Source organism: Rhodococcoides fascians A25f, assembly GCF_000760935.2.
GTDB lineage: Bacteria > Actinomycetota > Actinomycetes > Mycobacteriales > Mycobacteriaceae > Rhodococcoides.
Window position 1 is genome coordinate 2,088,089 of record NZ_CP049744.1, and the last position, 19,493, is coordinate 2,107,581.

Annotated in this window: 17 protein-coding genes and 2 tRNA genes; 13 read left to right on the plus strand and 6 right to left on the minus strand. The window is 65.0% G+C overall.

The genetic code is table 11. The features are described 5' to 3' along the window. Positions 1 to 26: 26 nt before the first annotated feature. The gene (locus tag BH93_RS09975) at positions 27 to 1,370 is read right to left on the minus strand and encodes a DUF2254 domain-containing protein (protein WP_052065948.1); all 1,344 of its coding nucleotides are present in this window, start codon (positions 1,368 to 1,370) and stop codon (positions 27 to 29) included. A gap of 106 nt (positions 1,371 to 1,476) precedes the next feature. On the opposite strand from BH93_RS09975, the gene BH93_RS09980 reads away from it, so the two are divergent. Continuing rightward, a tRNA-Cys gene (locus BH93_RS09980) sits at positions 1,477 to 1,547 on the plus strand. A 47-nt stretch (positions 1,548 to 1,594) separates the two neighbouring features. Here the strand turns inward: BH93_RS09980 and BH93_RS09985 are convergent. The 5 genes from BH93_RS09985 to BH93_RS10005 form a co-directional block, all read right to left on the minus strand. After that, positions 1,595 to 2,182, minus strand: coding sequence for a class I SAM-dependent DNA methyltransferase (locus BH93_RS09985; RefSeq protein ID WP_037177700.1), 588 nt, complete (start codon positions 2,180 to 2,182; stop codon positions 1,595 to 1,597). Positions 2,183 to 2,196: 14 nt separating this feature from the next. Next, positions 2,197 to 3,126 (minus strand): hypothetical protein, encoded by a 930-nt coding sequence (locus BH93_RS09990; protein WP_052065900.1) that lies wholly within the window; start codon positions 3,124 to 3,126, stop codon positions 2,197 to 2,199. 60 nt (positions 3,127 to 3,186) lie between these two features. After that, positions 3,187 to 3,259: transfer RNA gene (locus tag BH93_RS09995), tRNA-Arg, on the minus strand. Positions 3,260 to 3,328: 69 nt separating this feature from the next. Next, the gene (locus BH93_RS10000; RefSeq protein ID WP_032378897.1) at positions 3,329 to 4,045 is read right to left on the minus strand and encodes a DUF305 domain-containing protein; all 717 of its coding nucleotides are present in this window, start codon (positions 4,043 to 4,045) and stop codon (positions 3,329 to 3,331) included. Beyond that, positions 4,045 to 4,947, minus strand: a complete 903-nt coding sequence (locus tag BH93_RS10005) for a DUF3105 domain-containing protein (RefSeq protein WP_032378896.1) — start codon at positions 4,945 to 4,947, stop codon at positions 4,045 to 4,047. The genes BH93_RS10000 and BH93_RS10005 overlap by 1 nt, the downstream gene beginning before the upstream one ends. 231 nt (positions 4,948 to 5,178) lie before the next feature. Between BH93_RS10005 and argS the strand changes: the two genes are divergently transcribed. The 12 genes from argS to BH93_RS10065 all read left to right on the plus strand — a co-directional run bounded on the left by argS (position 5,179) and on the right by BH93_RS10065 (position 19,466). Next, a complete protein-coding gene (argS, locus tag BH93_RS10010) occupies positions 5,179 to 6,831 on the plus strand; it encodes an arginine--tRNA ligase (protein ID WP_037177703.1) in 1,653 nt (550 codons plus the stop codon). Further along, positions 6,828 to 8,249, plus strand: a complete 1,422-nt coding sequence (lysA, locus tag BH93_RS10015; RefSeq protein WP_037177706.1) for a diaminopimelate decarboxylase — start codon at positions 6,828 to 6,830, stop codon at positions 8,247 to 8,249. Before argS ends, lysA begins: the two co-directional genes overlap by 4 nt. Then, positions 8,246 to 9,547, plus strand: a complete 1,302-nt coding sequence (locus BH93_RS10020; protein WP_032378893.1) for a homoserine dehydrogenase — start codon at positions 8,246 to 8,248, stop codon at positions 9,545 to 9,547. Before lysA ends, BH93_RS10020 begins: the two co-directional genes overlap by 4 nt. Then, positions 9,544 to 10,611 carry a threonine synthase gene (gene thrC, locus BH93_RS10025; protein ID WP_027497914.1) on the plus strand — a complete coding sequence of 356 codons (1,068 nt, stop codon included), beginning with the start codon at positions 9,544 to 9,546 and terminating at the stop codon, positions 10,609 to 10,611. The genes BH93_RS10020 and thrC overlap by 4 nt, the downstream gene beginning before the upstream one ends. Before the next feature lie 19 nt (positions 10,612 to 10,630). After that, positions 10,631 to 11,563, plus strand: coding sequence for a homoserine kinase (gene thrB / locus BH93_RS10030; RefSeq protein WP_037177709.1), 933 nt, complete (start codon positions 10,631 to 10,633; stop codon positions 11,561 to 11,563). A gap of 308 nt (positions 11,564 to 11,871) precedes the next feature. Then, on the plus strand, positions 11,872 to 14,055 hold the full coding sequence (rho, locus tag BH93_RS10035; RefSeq protein ID WP_155291134.1) for a transcription termination factor Rho: 2,184 nt from the start codon (positions 11,872 to 11,874) through the stop codon (positions 14,053 to 14,055). Positions 14,056 to 14,254: 199 nt separating this feature from the next. After that, positions 14,255 to 14,488 carry a 50S ribosomal protein L31 gene (gene rpmE, locus BH93_RS10040; protein WP_008715081.1) on the plus strand — a complete coding sequence of 78 codons (234 nt, stop codon included), beginning with the start codon at positions 14,255 to 14,257 and terminating at the stop codon, positions 14,486 to 14,488. Positions 14,489 to 14,585: 97 nt separating this feature from the next. Beyond that, a complete protein-coding gene (gene prfA / locus BH93_RS10045) occupies positions 14,586 to 15,662 on the plus strand; it encodes a peptide chain release factor 1 (RefSeq protein ID WP_032378891.1) in 1,077 nt (358 codons plus the stop codon). 106 nt (positions 15,663 to 15,768) lie between these two features. Further along, a complete protein-coding gene (locus BH93_RS10050; protein ID WP_037177712.1) occupies positions 15,769 to 16,599 on the plus strand; it encodes an SHOCT domain-containing protein in 831 nt (276 codons plus the stop codon). Between the two features lie 34 nt (positions 16,600 to 16,633). Next, positions 16,634 to 17,518 carry a peptide chain release factor N(5)-glutamine methyltransferase gene (prmC, locus tag BH93_RS10055; RefSeq protein ID WP_052058751.1) on the plus strand — a complete coding sequence of 295 codons (885 nt, stop codon included), beginning with the start codon at positions 16,634 to 16,636 and terminating at the stop codon, positions 17,516 to 17,518. A gap of 55 nt (positions 17,519 to 17,573) precedes the next feature. Then, on the plus strand, positions 17,574 to 18,236 hold the full coding sequence (locus BH93_RS10060; protein ID WP_032379490.1) for an L-threonylcarbamoyladenylate synthase: 663 nt from the start codon (positions 17,574 to 17,576) through the stop codon (positions 18,234 to 18,236). 18 nt (positions 18,237 to 18,254) lie between these two features. After that, positions 18,255 to 19,466, plus strand: coding sequence for a glycosyltransferase family 4 protein (locus tag BH93_RS10065; RefSeq protein ID WP_032378889.1), 1,212 nt, complete (start codon positions 18,255 to 18,257; stop codon positions 19,464 to 19,466). Positions 19,467 to 19,493: the final 27 nt, after the last annotated feature.

Below are 19,493 nucleotides of genomic sequence, written 5' to 3' on the forward strand. Positions count from 1 at the left end.
CCTCCCACGGTGTCCGGTTCGTGCGTCTACCGAATGACGGTGCGAAGTACGGCGAGTGGCACTCGATCGGTGATCGCTGCTCGGGTCCGTGAAATCTGCTCGCGGGCATCGGCTGTGCGCGCGTTGTCGGTCTCGTCGGCGGTCAGGGCTGCGTCCAGCAGACTCAGTTGCGCCAACACGGAGTCGACATCGTCGGTGGAGCGCGCGGCACGGCCGACTCTTTCGGCGAGGCGGATTCCGGCCTGGACCACCATGGGACTGCCGGTCCCGTAGATGCGCACTGCATCGAGCGCGTGGTCGATCAGCGACGAGACGGCCACGCGGCGAATGATCAGTCGCACGGTGCCGTCGGAGTCGCGCCGTGCACGGCAGGGCACTGGGCGCTGAACTACCGCCACGAGTCCGACCGAGAGATCGTCGATGGCGTTGCGTGCCGTGTACGGGTCGTTGACCCCGGTGGACAGCGCGCGCACCGCCATTTCGGTCATCTGCTCGACGGCGAAGGCTATGTCGTGCCGGGGTGTTCGGCTGGTGCCGATGTCGAACGATCCTCGTACTCGTCCGATCGCGTCCTCGGATATGTCGGCCGATCGATCGGCGAGGATGTCTGCGAGCGGTTCACCGGCGACGACATGATCACCGGGTGCTCGATGAATCTCGACCATGGTGCTGCTGTCGGCCGCGATGCCCAGCAGTGCGTCCTCGTCGATGTCGATGATCACTCCGGATTCCTCGGCGAGAACCGTTGTGTAGACGGGTGGCTTGGAAATTCCGTCTGCCGACGCCGCGTCGTCGGGTTGCTCCAGTGGATACAGCGAGTCGACGGACTCGGAAAGCTCGTCGCGGACCCGGGCGGACAGCGTCGCAACCTGGATGGACTGGGCGATGTGATGGATGAAGTAGACGAGTACACCGACGTCGACGACCGCGAGCGCCACGGCAACGTTGACGGCAATGTCGGGGACGAACACCGAACCATCGGATTCGATCGATCGGATCGAGCGCAGGACCATCAGCGAGTACAGGAACGTTGCCCCGAAGATGCCGAGTACCACCTGATTTCCCCGGTCGGCCATGAAGTTGCGCACCAGGCGGGGGCCGTACGACGAACTGGCAGTGGCGAGTACGGAGATGGTGATGGAGAACGACGTCGCGGCCACACCCAACATCGAGCCGCCGATCGCGCCGAGAATATCCCGGCTGCCACTGGCCCCGACGTGATAGAGCAGCGAACCCGTCAGATCCACTCGGGCGTCGAGTAGGTAGCGGTCGAGGCTGACGAGTGCTTGCGCGAGTAGGAGCGCAAAGACTCCCAGGACTGCGGGAATGAACCAGAACGACTCCCGCAACTTGGCCATGTGTTCCTTCATGAGCGACAGTCTTCCCCGGCGCATCCGAATCAACCCTTCGGCGTTCGAATCACGATGATCGCAACCGTGGTTGTCGGTCGGCCGATACGGCATCGTCATCGGTGATGCGGGTGTGGCCGAGTGGCTAGGCACCGGTCTGCAAAGCCGTTCACACGGGTTCGAATCCCGTCGCTCGCTCGAAGATCGGGACCGGCCGGCAACGGTCGGTCCCGATCGATGTCGTGTCAGGCCAGCAGCGCTGGCTTTCGAGCCACGGTCACAGCCCAGTCCGCGTCGTCGCGCCAGGGCCGTAGGTCCCAGGTCGCGAAACGATGCTCGACGACGAAGCCGACCGCCGCCAGATCCTCGTCGAGCATGTCGACCGTGTACTCCCGATCGGTGGCGAAGCCTGTGACGAACACCCCGCCGTCGGCCAGGTGAGCCCAGATACGTTCCAGCGCTTCCCGTTCGGTGCCCGGATCCATGTAGACGAGTACGTTGCCTGCCGCGACTGCTGCGTCGAATGTTCGTCCGAGATTCAGCGTCGTCAGGTCGGCGACGTGGACGTCGAGTTCGGGGTGTGCTCGCGCGGCCTCGGCGAGAACAGGGTCTAGATCCACTGCGGTCACCCGGTGTCCGCGGCGAGCCAGTTCGGCACCGAGTCGGCCGGTACCGCATCCGGCATCGAGAATGCTCGACGCGGGGGAGACCAACGCGTCGACCATACGGGCCTCACCGTGCAGATCCACGCCGCGTTCGGCCAGGCGGTCGAAGCGCTCGATGTACCGCTTGGAATCGTCGGCTGAATTCTCGGCTTGCCAGCGTGTGGTCATGCCGCCAGGGTAGGTCAGCTCTGTGCTTCGAGGGCCGCCCGGGCTTCGGCCACGCGTGCCCGGGCCGCCTCGAGAGCCTCCGCTGTCGATTCGGCCTGCTCGACGCTTGTTCTCTCCGCTGCCCGCGCCGCCTTCGCTTCGGCTCTGGCGGCGTCCAGCTCGGCTTCGAGCCTCTCGACTTCCTTTGTGGCGCTGCGTCGTTCGGACGCGGCACGTTCTGTATCGGAGTCAGCAGTTTCGGCCGCATCGCGCGCGGCATCGAACGCGGTTTCGGCAGCGTCCAGTTCGGCGACCAGTCGATCGTGTTCGGCCTCGCGCAGCTGATCGGCTTCGGAGGAGTCCTCGGGATCGGACTCGGGTGCGTCATCGGCAGTGTCCGAAACACCGTCGGTCTCGGTCTCGGTCTCGGTCTCGTCGTCGGGTGGGTCGGGTGGGTCGGGAACGAGAGAAAGCAGCGCCGGCCCGAAGCCGCTGTAGGTTTCGGCCGTGACGGTTCGGCCCGCCCGCACGCGGTCGCGAATCTCGGGATCGGCCATCGCCGCGTTCAGGGTGTTGGCGATCTCGCGAGCAGCATTGTCACCGACGGTCACTCCGAGTTCGTGTCCCGAAGAGATGGCTTGTTCTGTCAGTGCGCGTATCGAAGTGCTTCGAGCAGTGGACAACTCGCGCAGTCGGTGGCCATCGCCCCGCTGCTGAGCTCGTTCGAGCTGCTCGCCGAGCTCGAACAGTTCCGCGAGGGCCGATTCGTCCTGACGAGCGAGTGTGTTCACCAACCAGGCCACGACAGTGGGCTTACGGAGTCCGCCGATGCGAGTGGCTCCGGACTTGTCTCCGGCCTTCTTGAACCGGGCGACGTACGCCGAACGGTGCGACACGAAATCGGCAGGAGCCAGCGAGTACAGGTCGTCGACGACCGTGTCGATGTGGGGGAGATCCTCGGACATCGAAGTCCACCGTCTCGTTCGAGCAGTCACAGGGCTGCGGTGACATGCGTGAAAGATGTGTGCCCCCGGCAGGATTCGAACCTGCGGCCTTTCGCTCCGGAGGCGAACGCTCTATCCCCTGAGCTACGGGGGCGCACCGGCTTCGGCCGGCGTGCCTGTTGGGCTGTACGAAAGACTAGCGCATACGTGACCGGAGCCGAAATCACCCCTCGGGCAGCGGCTGCGCACCCTTCGCGGCAAGCATCTGCTTCATCAACGTCGATTCGCTGGTCTGGGTAGCCACCATGGATTTCGCCAGGTTGATCACGGCAGGCGACTGCGCATGAGTCTGGGCGTATTCCATCATGGCCAGACCGCCCTCGTGGTGGCGCAGCATGAGCTGAAGAAACATCACGTCGACGTCCGTGCCCGTTGCCTGCCGAAGCGCTGCGAGCTCCGCGGAACTGGCCATGCCGGGCATTGCCTTGGTGGGATCGGAGGACCCCGGTTCCATCGACATCCCACCCATGGAGTGGCCGTCCGAGTCGTCGGCCGTCATCCAGGTCATGTAGCCGTCGGTCGATATCGGTGCGCGGTCCCACAGAGCCAACCAGCCCTGCATCTGGCCGACCTGATTCTGCTGCGAGGTGAGCATGTCGAACGCCAGGTTCTTGACGGCCTGATCGGGAGCATTGGTCAATGCCACCGCGGCCATCTCGATTGCCTGGTTGTGGTGCACGGTCATGTCCTGTGCGAAACCGACATCGACCGAGTCCGCGGCAGGCGAGTTGTCACCGTCACGGAACGGACTCTGCACCAGAAAGCCCAGCGCGAAACCGATCGCGAGAACGGCGATCAGCGCCAAGACAACCAGCGCAGTGCGCTGGCTCGGCTTGGTCGCGGATGGGCCGGTGGTCGAGTCGACTGTCGATTCGGTCATCAGCTCGCGGGAACCTGAAGTTCGCTGGGTAGCTGCGCTCCACCGGGCAGTCCGCCGGTCCCACTGGTCTCACTGGTGTCGGGGGTGATACCTGCACCGTCCATCGGAACGGCGTCCGCTCCGGGTGCCGAGGCGTCGAACAGTGGCGGGTTGTCCGGATCGAAGCCGTCGCTGCCGTCGCCCGAGGTGGTGGGCACCGATGCGCAGCTGGCACCGACCTCCGGGTAGGCGAAGCGGTTCAGGCGCAGCGCAGAGATGAACTGGCCGATGCGTGCGTCGTCCACGCTGTCCAGCTTGAGCTGGTGGCCCCAGGACTGCAGCGAAACAGGGGTGTCCAGACCGGGGTAGGGCGACATCATCATCTGGGTTTCACCGTCGACGCGATCGGCCAGCGACTGGACCTGGTCTTCGTTCAGGTCGTCGGGGTTGTAGGTGACCCAGACGGCTCCGTGTTCGAGGGAGTGCACGGCATTCTCGGTGCGAATGGCCTCGGGATAGACGATTCCCGTGCAGGTGGCCCACACGGCGTCGTGCGGCCCGCCGAACGGCGGCGACTGGTCGTAGGCGACCCGCTGCGTGCGCGCGACGTGCAGAGCTGCGGGATATTCCTGGACCGTCACGCCCTCGATGCCCGTCGACGGATCCTGGTTGGACTCGCTGGGCGCAAACTTCTGCGCCTCGGCTCGATCCTGGTACTTCGGATACAGATTGATTCCCAGTCCTGCGACGAGGCCGACAACCACTACGACACCGGCAACCGTCAGCCAGGGAATCTGCCTGCCCTTGGCAGCAGGCACGCCGCCCTTCTTCTTGCGAGCTGACTTCTTGTTGGCTGCGTTGATGGCTTTGTCTGCCTTCGCAGCCGACTTGTTCTGACTGCCTTTGTCGGGACCCGTTGGCATCGCTGTAGTTGCTCTCTCAGTCGAGGAAAGGTGGTGGTCGGTGTCGCTGGTCGTGCGTATCTGCTGGTGACGGCGGTGACCAAGGACCGTCCGCGCAGAGCGCCCTTACTGTACGTTCTCTGCCTGAGAGCGTGCTCAGGGCCTGCAACGAGCGCTTCGGCCGGGTGGGCCCGCGATCGGACGGGCAGTGGATGCGAGTACGCCGCACACCAGCCAATAGGATAGCTACCTGTGACTCCTGCCGATCTTGCCGAACTGCTCCACGCGACCGCCGCGAAGGTGCTCGCCGACCGCGGCCTGGACGCATCCGTTCTACCTGCGAAGCTGACCGTCGAGCGTCCCCGTAACCCCGAGCACGGCGACTACGCGACCAACGTGGCTCTGCAGGTCGCGAAGAAGGCCGGTGCCAATCCACGCGACTTCGCCGGCTGGCTCGCCGAAGCTCTCGCGGCCGAGGCCGCGATCGACAGCGCCGACGTTGCAGGCCCCGGATTCCTGAACATCAGGCTGGCCGCCGCCGCGCAGGGCGAGATCGTTGCCCGGGTACTCGCGGCAGGCGCGTCGTTCGGCAACGGATCGTCGATGGCAGGCAAGAAGGTCGACCTCGAGTTCGTCTCGGCCAACCCGACAGGTCCGGTGCACCTCGGTGGAACCCGGTGGGCCGCCGTCGGCGACGCGCTCGGTCGGATCTTGACCGCCCACGGCGCGGAGGTCACCCGCGAGTACTTCTTCAACGACCACGGCGCTCAGATCGCGCGCTTCACGCACTCGCTCATCGCCGCTGCGAAGGGTGAGCCTGCACCCGACAACGGCTACGCGGGCGAATACATCGCCGAGATCGCAGCGCACGTGCTCGCCGAGCGACCCGATGCGCTCGCGCTGGACACCGAGGCGCAGGAAGAGGCGTTCCGGTCCATCGGCACCGAGTTGATGTTCGATCGGATCAAGGCGAACCTGCACGAGTTCGGTGTCGATTTCGACGTCTACTTCCACGAGAACTCGCTGTTCGAGTCCGGAGCCGTCGACAAGTCGGTCGAGTACCTCAAGACCTCGGGGAGCCTCTACGAGGAGGACGGGGCCTGGTGGCTCCGGTCCACCGACTTCGGTGACGACAAGGATCGCGTCGTCATCAAGAGCGACGGCAACGCTGCCTACATCGCCGGCGACATCGCCTACTTCCAGAACAAGCGGCAGCGCGGCTTCGACCTGTGCATCTACATGCTCGGAGCAGACCACCACGGATACATCGGACGGCTCAAGGCCGCCGCGGCGGCGTTCGGAGACGACCCCGCGACCGTCGAGGTCCTCATCGGACAGATGGTCAACCTCGTTCGCGACGGCGTTGCCGTGAAGATGAGCAAGCGAGCCGGTACCGTCATCACGCTCGACGACCTGGTCGACGCCATCGGCGTCGACGCCTCCCGGTACGTGATGATTCGGTCGTCCGTCGACTCCAGCATCGACATCGATCTGGCCCTGTGGGCGAGCGCCAGCAACGAGAACCCGGTGTACTACGTCCAGTACGCCCATGCCCGGCTGGCCTCGCTCGCGCGAAATGCCGCCGAACTGGGAATCGTTGCGGACCAACCGGATCTGAGCCTGCTCACGCACGAGCAGGAAGGCGAGCTGATCAGGACGATCGGCGAGTACCCCCGAGTGGTGGCCAGCGCCGCCGAACTGCGTGAGCCACACCGGATTGCCCGCTACCTCGAAGAGTTGGCGGGTGCTTATCACCGTTTCTACGGTGCGTGTCGAGTACTTCCACAAGGAGACGAGGAGCCCGGACCTGTGAACACCGCACGACTGGCGTTGGGGAACGCGACCCGGCAGGTCCTGGCCAACGGCCTCGAACTGCTCGGGGTCAGCGCACCGGAGCGCATGTGAGCGCACATCCGGCCGGGCCCAAGCATGCCGATGCACCGGCGAAACAGTCGACATCCCATCGCCCGGTAGACGCGTCCGAGATGACCACGTTGCCCGATCAGGTGTGGCCCCGTAATGCCGAGCGCGGTGACGACGGAACGGTTCGTCTCGCCGGAGTATCGGTCACCGAACTCGCGGAGCAGTACGGGACGCCACTGTTCGTCATCGACGAGGACGACTTCCGTTCGCGTTGCCGCGAAATGGCAGCCGCTTTCGGAGCGCCCGAACGAGTGCACTACGCCTCCAAGGCATTTCTCTGCGGCGAGATCGCGCGTTGGGTCGCCGACGAAGGGCTGTCGCTTGACATCTGTTCCGGCGGGGAGTTGGCTATCGCGCTGGCCGCAGGTTTTCCGGCGAACCGAATTGCCATGCACGGCAACAACAAATCGGTCGCCGAGCTCGAGGCGGGCGTGCGCGCGGGCGTCGAGCACGTGGTTCTCGACTCCAACATCGAGATCGACCGTCTCGACGACGTTGCCGGCGCGGCCGGTGTGGTCCAGGACGTTCTGATCCGCATCACCGTCGGCGTGGAAGCGCATACGCACGAGTTCATCGCCACGGCGCACGAGGACCAGAAGTTCGGCTTCTCGCTCGCCGACGGTTCGGCACTCGACGCGGTTCGCCGCGTGTTCGCTGCCGACAACCTTCGCCTCGTGGGACTGCACAGCCACATCGGATCGCAGATCTTCGAGGTCGACGGCTTCGAGCTGGCCGCGCACAAGGTCATCGGCCTGCTCCGAGACATCGTCTCGGAGTTCGGTGTCGAAAAAACCGCACAGATCTCGACTCTGGATCTCGGTGGCGGCATGGGCATTTCGTACGTCGCCAGTGACGACCCGCCACCGGTGGAGCAGCTCGCAGCGAAGTTGACCGCCATCGTGGAGACCGAATCTGCCGCGGTGGGATTGCCGGTTCCGACGATCGCCGTCGAACCCGGCCGTGCCATTGCCGGACCGGGCACCGTCACGCTGTACGAGGTGGGCACCATCAAGGATGTCACCGTCGACAAGGCGACGCGCAGACGCTACATCAGCGTCGACGGAGGAATGAGCGACAACATTCGCACCTCGCTGTATCAGGCGGAGTACGACTGCCGATTGGTTTCGCGAACCAGCGAGGCTCCAGCCGTTCTGGCGCGAGTGGTCGGAAAGCATTGCGAGAGCGGCGACATCGTCATCAAGAACACATGGATGCCGGCGGACGTCGGGCCCGGTGACCTGCTCGCGGTAGCGGCCACCGGGGCCTACTGCTACTCCATGTCCAGTCGCTACAACCTGCTGACGCGGCCCGCAGTGGTCGCAGTCAAGGACGGGCGAGCGCGCCTGGTCCTACGGCGGGAAACCATCGAAGATCTGCTCAGCTTGGAGGTTCAGCCATGACATCGAAGCCGATAGGCGTCGCCGTACTCGGACTCGGAAACGTCGGCAGCGAGGTCGTTCGGATCCTCACCGAGAATGCCGAGGACTTCGAAGCGAGAATCGGTGCGCCGCTGGAGATTCGGGGCATCGCGGTGCGTCGGGTAGACGGCGATCGTGGAGTGCCCACCGAGCTGCTCACCGACGATCCGGCGGAGCTGGTCGGCCGCGACGATGTCGACATCGTCGTCGAGGTGCTCGGCGGCATCGACATTCCCCGCAAGCTCGTGCTCTCTGCCCTCGAGAAGGGCAAGTCCGTCATCACTGCGAACAAGGCCCTCCTGGCCGAGTACACCGGCGAACTCGCGGACGCTGCCGAGAAGTCGCGTGCCGACCTGTATTTCGAGGCGGCCGTGGCCGGAGCAATCCCGGTGGTTCGTCCACTGATGCAGTCCCTTGCGGGCGACCGCGTGAACAAGGTTGCCGGCATCGTCAACGGTACGACCAACTTCATTCTCTCCGCTATGGACGAGACGGGAGCGGACTACGCCGAAACCCTTGCCGAGGCGGGGCGTTTGGGCTACGCCGAAGCCGACCCGACCGCCGACGTCGAGGGCTACGACGCGGCCTCGAAGGCCGCCATCCTGGCGTCCATCGCATTCCACACCCGGGTCACGGCCGGTGACGTCTACCGCGAGGGCATCAGCAAGATCACCTCGGACGATCTCGAAACCGCAAAATCCCTGGACTGCACCATCAAGCTGCTGGCCATCTGCGAGCGGATCGTCACGCCCAAGGGCAAGGAGCGAATCTCCGCTCGGGTCTACCCCGCGCTCGTTCCGCTGAACCACCCGTTGGCATCGGTCAACGGTGCGTTCAACGCCGTGGTCGTCGAAGCCGAGGCTGCCGGCCGCCTGATGTTCTACGGGCAGGGCGCAGGCGGTGCACCGACTGCGTCCGCAGTGCTGGGCGATCTGGTGATGGCCGCGCGCAACAAGTTCTACGGGGGGCGGGGCCCACTCGAATCCAAGTACGCCAAGCTCAAGGTGGCCCCGATGGGTGACATCCTCACTCGTTACTACGTCAGCATGCAGGTCGCGGACAAGCCCGGCGTCCTGGCCACCGTGGCGGCCGAGTTCTCCAAGCGGGACGTCAGCATCTCCACCGTGCGTCAGCAGGGCTCGGGTGACGGAGCCAGGCTCGTCGTCGTCACCCACCTCGCGGCCGACTCCGCATTGTCCGAAACCGTTGCATCGCTCGAGCAGCTCGATGTGGTCGTCCACGTCGCAAGCGTTCTCCGATTGGAAGGCACCACCGTATGAGCGTCCACACCCCCTGGCCCGGTCTGATCGAGGCATACCGCTCGCGTCTGGCGATCGGTCCGGACTGGAAGACCGTCACGTTGCGCGAGGGCGGAACTCCGCTGCTGCCCGCCGGACATCTGTCCGAATTGACCGGCTGCACAGTGCATCTCAAGGTCGAAGGGCTCAATCCCACCGGCTCCTTCAAAGACCGCGGAATGACCATGGCCGTCACCGACGCGCTCGCAAGGGGCCAAGAGGCCGTGCTCTGCGCCTCGACCGGCAACACCTCTGCTTCTGCTGCGGCCTATGCGGCAAAGGCCGGAATGAGCTGTGCCGTACTGGTTCCGCAGGGCAAGATCGCCATGGGCAAGCTCGCTCAGGCAGTCATGCACGGAGCCAAGATCATTCAGGTACAGGGCAACTTCGACGATTGCCTCGAACTGGCCCGCAAGACCACGGCCGAGTTCCCGACCATCGGTCTGGTCAACTCCGTCAATCCCGTCCGCATCGAAGGCCAGAAGACCGCGGCCTTCGAGATCTGCGACGCCCTCGGCGACGCGCCGGACATCCACGCTCTGCCGGTCGGCAACGCAGGCAACATCACCGCGTACTGGCGCGGTTACTCGGAGTACTTCCGTGACGGTCTCACCACGCGCAAGCCGCGGATGCTCGGAGTCCAGGCCGCGGGTGCCGCTCCTCTGGTTCACGGTGCGCCGGTGAAGGACCCGGAAACGATCGCCACCGCAATCCGGATCGGCTCACCCGCATCCTGGAACGGTGCCGTCAATGCCAAGGAGGAATCGAACGGAGCATTCCGCGCAGCGACCGACGAGGAGATCCTCGAGGCATACCGCTTGATCGCGAAGACAGAGGGCGTGTTCGTCGAACCGGCCTCCGCGGCCAGCGTCGCCGGACTGTTGGCGGCTCGAAAAGAAGGCTGGCTGGAGCCGGGCCTGACCGTCGTCTGCACGGTGACCGGTAACGGTCTCAAGGATCCCGACACCGCGTTGTCGGGTATGCCTGTCGTAGAACCGATTTCGGTCGATCCCGTCGCTGTCGCGGCTGCGCTCGAGCTGGCCTGAGTTGACGGAATCTCCGGCTATGACGACGACACTTCCGATCGGGCTCACGGTGACCGCGCGCGTTCCGGCGTCCAGTGCCAACATCGGACCCGGATTCGACACTCTCGGAATCGCTCTGGGGCTCTACGATGAAATCGAGGTCACGACCACGGCGTCGGGGCTGAGGATTCATGTCGACGGCGAGGGCTCGGCGGATGTCCCGTGGGGGCCGACGCATCTGGTGGTGCGCGCCATCGAGCGAGGGCTCGAAGCTGCCGGAGTGTGGGCCGACGGTCTGGATGTCCACTGCCGCAACGCAATTCCTCATTCGAGAGGTCTCGGTTCGTCGGCGTCGGCTGTGGTCGGGGGCCTCGCAGCGGCCAACGCGCTCGCTGCGAAAGTCGATCCGTCCAGCGCACTGTCGGAGAGCCAGCTCGTTCAGTTGTCGTCGGAATTCGAGGGGCATCCCGACAACGCGTCGGCGAGCTGCCTCGGCGGAGCCGTCGTGTCGTGGAGCGAACCGCCCAATGCCAGTGTGACGGCGCGGAAGTACGCGGCCGTGAGGCTCGATGTGCATCCGACCATCAGGGTCGTCGTGCTCGTGCCGTCGGAGCGCTCGTCGACCTCGCACACGCGGGGTCTGTTGCCCGAGTTGGTGCCCCATCGTGATGCGGCCTTCAACGTGAGTCGGAGTGCTCTCGTGGTGGTGGCGCTGACTCAGCGTCCGGATCTGCTGATGTCGGCGACGGAAGATCTGCTTCATCAAGGACAGCGGGCCCAAGCGCTGCCCGACACCACGCGCTGGATCGCGACTCTGCGCGCCCGATCGATCGCGGCCGTGGTCTCAGGGGCGGGACCGACCGTCATGGCGTTGTGCACCGAAGAGTTTCCGACGGATCTGCGCGACGCCGCAACCGCCGAGGGGTGGCGGGTACTCGACCTGGAGGTAGCCGACGGAGTGACCGTCGCGTGACAAACGCCGGGTAGGGTTCTTGCCGAGTGGGGACAACGGCGCTATGGTGAACCCTGTCCGTACATCGTGCGCTTCAGACGCCGGTTTCGTCAGGGCAATCAGGTCGCTGTATTCGGGGGATTCAAACGTCCGAGTGATGTGACGCTCCTGACTCGATCCTTCCCGTGGTTCTCTGCGGTCTCGGATCGATGGTGTCGTCGACGGAGTGCGTCGAACATGAACGGCAATATCCGAGTTCGGCAGAACGTCGAACTGCGGAACGAACCCTCGGCTGCGCATCGAGCGAGCGAGGGAAGGAAAGGACCTCCGTGACCGATACGGAACTTATCTCTGCGCCCGAAACGTCACGCCGACGTGCAGGCCTGTCCGGAATGGTTCTCACCGAGCTACGCAGCCTCGCTGGCGAACTCGGCATCAAGAGCATCTCCGGTATGCGCAAGGGCGACCTGATCGCAGCCATTTCCGAGCATCAATCGGGTGCTGCTTCGGCGAAGTCGGCCAAGTCCGACGCACCCAAGTCCGACGCACCCAAGACGCGCCGCGCCGCTGCGTCGACACCCACCGTCGAAGATCGACCTGCAGCAGAGGCCGCACCGGCACCCGAGGTGTCGACTGCCGACGCCTCGGCGACGCAGTCGGTCGACGCGGCAGACTCGGCGCCCGAAACCGGTCGTCGCGCACGTGGCCGTCGAGCAGCAGGTCGCCGCGCAGGTGCACCCGATCAGCTCCCGCTGGATGACAGCGACAACTCGGCTGGATCCGAGACCGCAGCAACCACTTCCTCCGCGGACACCGCGTCGAGCGAAAAGCAGGACGAGGGCGACAACGCCGCCCCCGAGCGGCCGCGACGCAGTCGCGGCGAGCGGAACCGTCAGGACGGATCCGACCGGGAACAGCGTGACGCCGACGGCAACCGAGACAACGGGGCCCGTGACAACGGAAGCCGTAATCAGGGCGACCGCGACACGGCCACCCGCGAGAACGGCAGCCGGGACAACGGCAACCGCAACCAGAACGACCGCAACCAGAACGACCGCAACCAGGGTGATCGCAACCAGGGTGATCGGGACAACTCCAACCGTGACAACGGTGGTCGCAATCAGTCCGATCGCAACGGCCGTAACCGCAATCAGGGCGATGGTCGCAACGACAACCGCAACGATGGCCGCAACGAGGAGCGAAACAACGGTCCTCGCGACAACCGCGACAACAATCAGGACGACGAGGGCGAAGGCCGGGGTCGTCGGGGTCGTCGGTTCCGTGAGCGGCGTCGTGGACGCGATCGTGGCGAGGGCAACGACGGCGGCGGCGGCGGACGCGAGCGCGACACCGAGATTCGTGAGGACGATGTTCTTCAGCCGGTAGCCGGCATCCTCGACGTTCTCGACAACTACGCGTTCGTCCGCACCTCGGGCTACCTGGCCGGACCGAACGACGTCTACGTGTCGATGAACCTCGTCCGCAAGAACGGTCTTCGTCGCGGCGATGCCGTCACCGGCGCAGTTCGAGTGGCACGCGAAGGCGAGCAGTCGAGCCAGCGGCAGAAGTTCAACCCGCTCGTGCGATTGGACACCGTCAACGGGGGAGAGGTCGAGGCTGCCCGCAAGCGTCCGGAATTCGGCAAACTCACCCCGCTGTACCCCAACCAGCGTCTGCGTCTCGAGACCCAGCAGAACATCCTCACCACGCGCATCATCGACCTGGTGATGCCGATCGGCAAGGGCCAGCGTGCGCTCATCGTCAGCCCGCCGAAGGCAGGCAAAACCAGCGTTCTGCAGGCTATTGCCAACGCGATCGCCATCAACAATCCCGAGTGCTACCTGATGGTCATCCTCGTCGACGAGCGTCCCGAAGAAGTTACGGACATGCAGCGCAGCGTCAAGGGCGAGGTCATCGCATCGACGTTCGACCGGCCGCCGGGCGATCACACCGCCGTTGCGGAGTTGGCGATCGAACGGGCCAAGCGCCTGGTCGAAGCCGGACAGGACGTGGTGGTTCTGCTCGACTCGATCACCCGTCTGGGACGTGCGTACAACAACAGCTCGCCGGCTTCGGGACGAATCCTGTCCGGTGGTGTCGACTCGACCGCGCTGTATCCGCCGAAGCGGTTCCTCGGTGCGGCTCGAAACATCGAGCACGGTGGATCGCTGACGATCATCGCCACGGCCATGGTCGAGACCGGATCCACCGGCGACACCGTGATCTTCGAGGAGTTCAAGGGCACCGGTAACGCCGAGCTCAAGCTCGATCGAAAGATCGCGGAGCGGCGCGTGTTCCCGGCCGTCGACATCAACCCGTCCAGCACCCGCCACGACGAACTGCTTCTTGCTCCCGACGAGGCGGCAGTGGTGCACAAGTTGCGACGCGTGTTGTCCGGACTCGACTCCCACCAGGCCATCGACCTGCTGGTCGATCGACTGAAGAAGAGTAAGAACAACCTCGAGTTCCTGATGGAAGTCTCGAAGACGGCACCCGGCGGCAACAACGACTGATCGGTTGTTCCCCGGATCTTTCACCCGGGGAACAAGCCGGCAGGTGCGTGCGTTGTAAGCATCTGTCGGCGCAGAAGTACCGACGATTAGCAGGGCGGATGCACGCTCTGGCATAATCAACGGCCGAGTCCGGTTCCGGTTCACGTCTTCGATCGGCGAAGGCGACCCGGCGACCATTACAAAGAACGGTAAGGACACCATGAAGGCAGGAATTCACCCCGACTACACACTGACGACAGTCGTCTGTGGTTGCGGAAATACTTTCGAGACCCGAAGCACCACCGACAAAGAGCGCATCAGCGTCGAGGTCTGCTCGCAGTGCCACCCCTTCTACACCGGCAAGCAGAAGATTCTCGACACCGGCGGCCGCGTCGCACGCTTCGAGGCTCGTTACGGCAAGCGCGCCGGCAAGAAGGCCGACGCAGACAGCTAGCTGTTCCGCCGACGCCCGTCCTGTGATTCACAGGACGGGCGTCGGCTTTTTTGTGTCCACACCCAGTTGCACCCGCGTTCGAGAGTGAGTCATCCCCATGGCGAGAACAGTGAAGCCTTCGGCCATCGACGACATCCTTGCCGAACACTCCGGGCTCGAGCAGCAACTCGCCGACCCAGCGCTGCACAACGACCCGTCGGCGGCACGTAGAGCCGGCAAGAGGTTCGCCGAACTGGCACCGATCATGTCTGCGCACACCAAGTTGACCGCCGCTCAGGACGACCTCGAAGCCGCACGTGAGCTCGCTGCCGACGATTCGTCGTTCGCAGCAGAGATCCCCGAGCTCGAGGCGACAGTGCTGCACCTGGAGCAGACCCTCACCGACCTGCTCGCGCCACGCGACCCGCACGACGGCGACGACATCGTGATGGAGGTCAAGTCGGGTGAGGGCGGCGAGGAATCGGCGCTCTTCGCAGCCGATCTCGCGCGGATGTACGTGCGCTACGCAGAACGCCGTGGCTGGCGGGTGGAGGTACTCGACGCGAACGTATCCGACCTGGGTGGATACAAGGACGCGACCCTGTCGATCAAGACCAAGGACCCGCTCGACGGCGTGTGGGCGCGTCTGAAATTCGAGGGTGGCGTGCACCGGGTGCAGCGAGTGCCGGTCACCGAATCTCAGGGACGCGTGCATACTTCCGCGGCCGGGATCCTGGTCTATCCCGAACCCGACGAGGTCGAAGAAGTCCAGATCGACGAAACCGATCTGCGTATCGATGTCTACCGCTCGTCCGGCAAGGGCGGCCAGGGCGTCAACACCACCGACTCCGCGGTTCGGCTCACGCACCTTCCGACCGGCATCGTCGTGACCTGCCAGAACGAACGTTCGCAGCTGCAGAACAAGGCACGTGCCATGCAGGTTCTCGCAGCTCGCCTCCAGGCGGCCGCAGAGGAAGCAGCCAACGAAGAGGCCTCGGCCGGACGAGCCAGCCAGGTGCGTACCGTCGACCGCTCGGAGCGGATCAGAACCTACAACTACCCCGAGAACCGCATCACCGATCACCGCATCGGCTTCAAGGCGCACAACCTCGACGCCCTGCTCGACGGAGAGATGGATGCGTTGCTCGACGCGCTGGCCAAGGCGGACCGCGACGCTCGTATGCAAGCAGAGTAGTTGGGGCACAAAGCCTTTCGGATTTCGATCGGCCGGTCCATCGCTCGGTGCGATACCCTTGCTTCCAGGTTCGACCCCGCACGAGAGCCCCGAGAGGCACAGCAGAATGAACCAGGCCTTGACACCCGCAGGCGAGAACGCCGTCACCGAACTGTCGTCTCGCTACGGCATCTCGACCGACGCGGTCCGCACCATGCTCGACGCCGTCAACAACGGCCGCGGCTCCATGGCGCAATTCAACATTCCCGAGCTCGGTGGCAGCGGACAGTGGATGCGCGGCGGAATGACCATGGTGGGCAACATGTTCGATCACGGGCTAAAGAGCCGGGTCGACGGCCTGTGTCGTGATCTGTCTGCGGTGTTGTCGCAGCATCAGGTGTATCCGCCGCGAGAGGCCGCGGGTGGTTCGTTCGGTGGTAACTCGTTCGGGTCCGGTTCGTGGTGGCCATCGGATCTGGGTTCACCGAGTTCGAGCGGCGGCCAGAACGGGTCGCAGTACGCGGTGTTTCCGGGCTCCCGACGTCTCGCGGTGCTCGTGGGCGGGGAACTGGCTGTGTACGACACGCTGGACCACTCCATCGGGGGAGTGCAGCAACAGCAGGGCGGCGGACCGGGGTCGCTGGAATTCACCAGCCAGTACGGCACGTTCAGTGCAGGAAGTCTGCCTCGAGTGGACCAGCAATCGAGCGGAACGAACTCGCAGAACCAGTCCGCACCGCAGGCCTACCCGCAACAGTCCTCGTCACAGCAGTCTTCGTCACCGCAGTCTTCGGCTCCGCAGGCCTCGAACCAGTCCGGGTCCGGGGGTAACCAGGTCGGCGTCGACATCTCCGAGATCACCGCTGCGATCGAGGCTCTCGCCGGATTGCACGCGAAGGGCTTCCTCACCGACGACGAGTTCTTCTCCAAGAAGTCGGAGTTACTGGGACGCGTGTGAGTGAGTGGTCGGAGCTTCGTGGCAGTCTGAACGGGTGAGCCGCAAGCCGCTACGCCTAGCCATCCTCGAAGCAACATCGATGCTGGAGGCGGCCGGTGTGCCGAGTCCACGTGTCGATGCAGAACTCCTTGCCGCGCACCTCGTCGGTGTGGAACGTGGCCGTCTCGGTCTTGTTCCCCTCGTCGAACCAGAGCTCGTCGAGGCGTACTTCCGGACCATCGAGCAGCGCGCGAAACGTATTCCGCTGCAATACATCACGGGTAAGACCTCGCTGGGCAACATCGACGTGGAAGTGGGCCCGGGTGTCTTCGTGCCGCGTCCGGAGACCGAGCTGCTGTTGGCTTGGGCTCTCGCGTTCCTCGAAAATGTGGACCGCCATCCGCCTGTGATTCTCGACCTCTGCACGGGTTCGGGTGCGCTGGCGCTGGCGATCGCCAACGCTCGGCCGGACGCCGTCGTGCATGCCGTCGAGCTGGATCCGTCGGCCTTGGCGTGGGCGAGGCGTAATGCCGATCTGCGCAGCGGTGAGGGTGATACCCCGATCACCCTGCACCACGGCGACGTCACGGCACGTGATGTGTTGATCGAACTCGACGGCACGGTCGACATGATCGTCGCGAACCCGCCCTACGTCCCGGAAGGCGCACAACTCGATCCCGAAGTGATCGATCACGATCCGCACATGGCCCTTTTCGGCGGTGCCGACGGACTGTCGGTGATCGAGCCGATGGTCGGCAACATCGCCCGTTGGCTTCGAGTCGGCGGCGGCGTCGCGATCGAGCACGACGACTCCAACGGCGACGAGGTGGCGGCTCTGCTGTCCCGGAGACGGGTGTTCACCGAGGTCATCGCGCATCCGGACCTGGCAGGAAGACCCAGGTTCGTCGTCGCCACACGGGCGCACCCTGCCTCTGCCTGACGGCTGGAGCGGCACCTGACATCACTTCGTTGCCGCAAGTGGAAGGATGGGCACCGTGAGTACCGTTTACGACTGCAGTGAAGCCGATGCGCGCGCTGCGGGATTGACCGCGGCCCGCGGTGCCCTCAAGTCCGGCCGACTCGTGGTGATGCCCACCGACACCCTGTACGGGATCGCCGCCGATGCGTTCGACGGCAGCGCAGTCACAGATCTGCTGCGCGCCAAGGGCAGGGGACGCGATATGCCCGTGCCCGTGCTCGTCGGCTCGTGGAACACCATCGACGGCCTGGTCCAGAGTGTCCGGCCGCGCACCCGAGATCTGATTCGCGCGTTCTGGCCCGGCGCGTTGAGCATCGTCGTCCAGCAGGCGCCGTCGCTGGCGTGGGATCTGGGCGATGCCCAGGGCACGGTCATGTTGCGTATGCCGCTGCATCCGGTCGCGCTCGAGTTGCTGCGTGAGGTCGGCCCGCTCGCGGTGTCCAGTGCCAACATCTCGGGAAGCCCGCCTGCCACCACGGTGACAGAGGCACGGGAGCAGCTGGGTGGGTCGGCGGCGGTCTACCTCGACGGGGGACCGGCAGATCACGCGGTGGCGTCGACCATCGTGGATCTGACGAGCGACCGCGCACGAATTCTGCGGGTCGGTGCCATTCCCACCGAGAAGATTGCCGAGGTTCTCGGTGTCACCGCCGAAAGCCTGGTCCCGGGAGCGTCCTGACATGCCCGTCCGTGCCGCATGAGCGTCGAGTTGCTGGCTCAGTCGAATCTGGGGGCAGGCGTTCCCATTCGGGAGCTACTGCTGGTCTTTCTCACTGCTGCCGTCGTCACGTTCTTCGCCACCGGTGGAGTACGAGTGGCGGCGATCAAATTCGGTGCGGTTGCCATTCCCCGCGATCGTGACGTCCACGTGCAGGCCACCCCGAGGCTCGGGGGAGTGGGCATCTACGTGGGCATGCTCGCCGCCCTGCTGTTCGCGTCGCAGCTGCCGGCCCTGGCCCGGGGTTTCGACGTGGCCTACAACCGCGACATACCGGCCGCGCTTGTTGCCGGGTTCGTGATCGTGCTGGTCGGTGTCATCGACGACCGCTGGGGCCTGGATGCCCTGACCAAGTTCGTCGGGCAGGTGACGGCAGCAGGCGTGCTGGTGATCATGGGTGTCAGCTGGGTCGTGCTGTATCAGCCCTGGGGAGGCGAACCCGGTCAGCCGGGCAGCACCCTGGTTCTCGATCAACTGCAAGCCGGACTCGTGACGGTTCTGATCACCGTCGTGATCGTCAACGCCATGAATTTCGTCGACGGTCTCGACGGGTTGGCCGCCGGTCTCGGGCTCATTTCCTCGGTGGCGATCTGCATTTTCTCGGTGGGGCTGTTGCAAGAGCAGGGCGGCGATGTGGGCGTCTACCCGCCGGCGCTGATCGCCGCCGCGCTGGCCGGTGCATGCCTGGGATTTCTGCCGCACAACTTCCAGCCCGCGCGCATCTTCATGGGTGATTCGGGCTCCATGCTCATCGGGCTGACGCTGGCCACGATCTCGACGAGTGCCTCGGGGCGGATCCCGTTGACGGCTTACGGTCCGCGCGATCTGCTGGGCCTGTTGTCGCCACTTCTGTTGGTCGGTGCCGTGATGCTCATCCCGATACTCGATCTGCTGTTGGCCGTCATCCGTCGCACCCGGGCCGGACGAAGCCCGTTCAGTCCCGACAAGATGCATTTGCATCATCGACTTCTGCAAATCGGTCACTCGCATCGACGGGTGGTGCTGGTGATCTACCTGTGGGTCGGTGTGCTCGCCTTCGGGGCGGTCGGATCTTCCCTGCTCGATCGGCGGATCGTGGTGCTTCTGGTCGCCGCCGGTCTGGTGTTCGCACTGGTGGTCACTGCTGTCCCTACCTTGCGGGTGGATCGATCGCGTGGGCCGGTACGTCGAAGCGCACGACGAGGCAGCTGATCCCGTCCTCTGTTTCCCGTCGTGCCC

Bases quoted from the DNA above. Each gene is read 5' to 3' on its own strand.
- BH93_RS09975 (WP_052065948.1), bottom strand. From the start codon at position 1,370: ATGAAGGAACACATGGCCAAGTTGCGGGAGTCGTTCTGGTTCATTCCC.
- BH93_RS09985 (WP_037177700.1), bottom strand. From the start codon at position 2,182: ATGACCACACGCTGGCAAGCCGAGAATTCAGCCGACGATTCCAAGCGG.
- BH93_RS09990 (WP_052065900.1), bottom strand. From the start codon at position 3,126: ATGTCCGAGGATCTCCCCCACATCGACACGGTCGTCGACGACCTGTAC.
- BH93_RS10000 (WP_032378897.1), bottom strand. From the start codon at position 4,045: ATGACCGAATCGACAGTCGACTCGACCACCGGCCCATCCGCGACCAAG.
- BH93_RS10005 (WP_032378896.1), bottom strand. From the start codon at position 4,947: ATGCCAACGGGTCCCGACAAAGGCAGTCAGAACAAGTCGGCTGCGAAG.
- BH93_RS10020 (WP_032378893.1), top strand. From the start codon at position 8,246: ATGACATCGAAGCCGATAGGCGTCGCCGTACTCGGACTCGGAAACGTC.
- thrC (WP_027497914.1), top strand. From the start codon at position 9,544: ATGAGCGTCCACACCCCCTGGCCCGGTCTGATCGAGGCATACCGCTCG.
- thrB (WP_037177709.1), top strand. From the start codon at position 10,631: ATGACGACGACACTTCCGATCGGGCTCACGGTGACCGCGCGCGTTCCG.
- rpmE (WP_008715081.1), top strand. From the start codon at position 14,255: ATGAAGGCAGGAATTCACCCCGACTACACACTGACGACAGTCGTCTGT.
- prfA (WP_032378891.1), top strand. From the start codon at position 14,586: ATGGCGAGAACAGTGAAGCCTTCGGCCATCGACGACATCCTTGCCGAA.
- BH93_RS10050 (WP_037177712.1), top strand. From the start codon at position 15,769: ATGAACCAGGCCTTGACACCCGCAGGCGAGAACGCCGTCACCGAACTG.
- BH93_RS10065 (WP_032378889.1), top strand. From the start codon at position 18,255: ATGAGCGTCGAGTTGCTGGCTCAGTCGAATCTGGGGGCAGGCGTTCCC.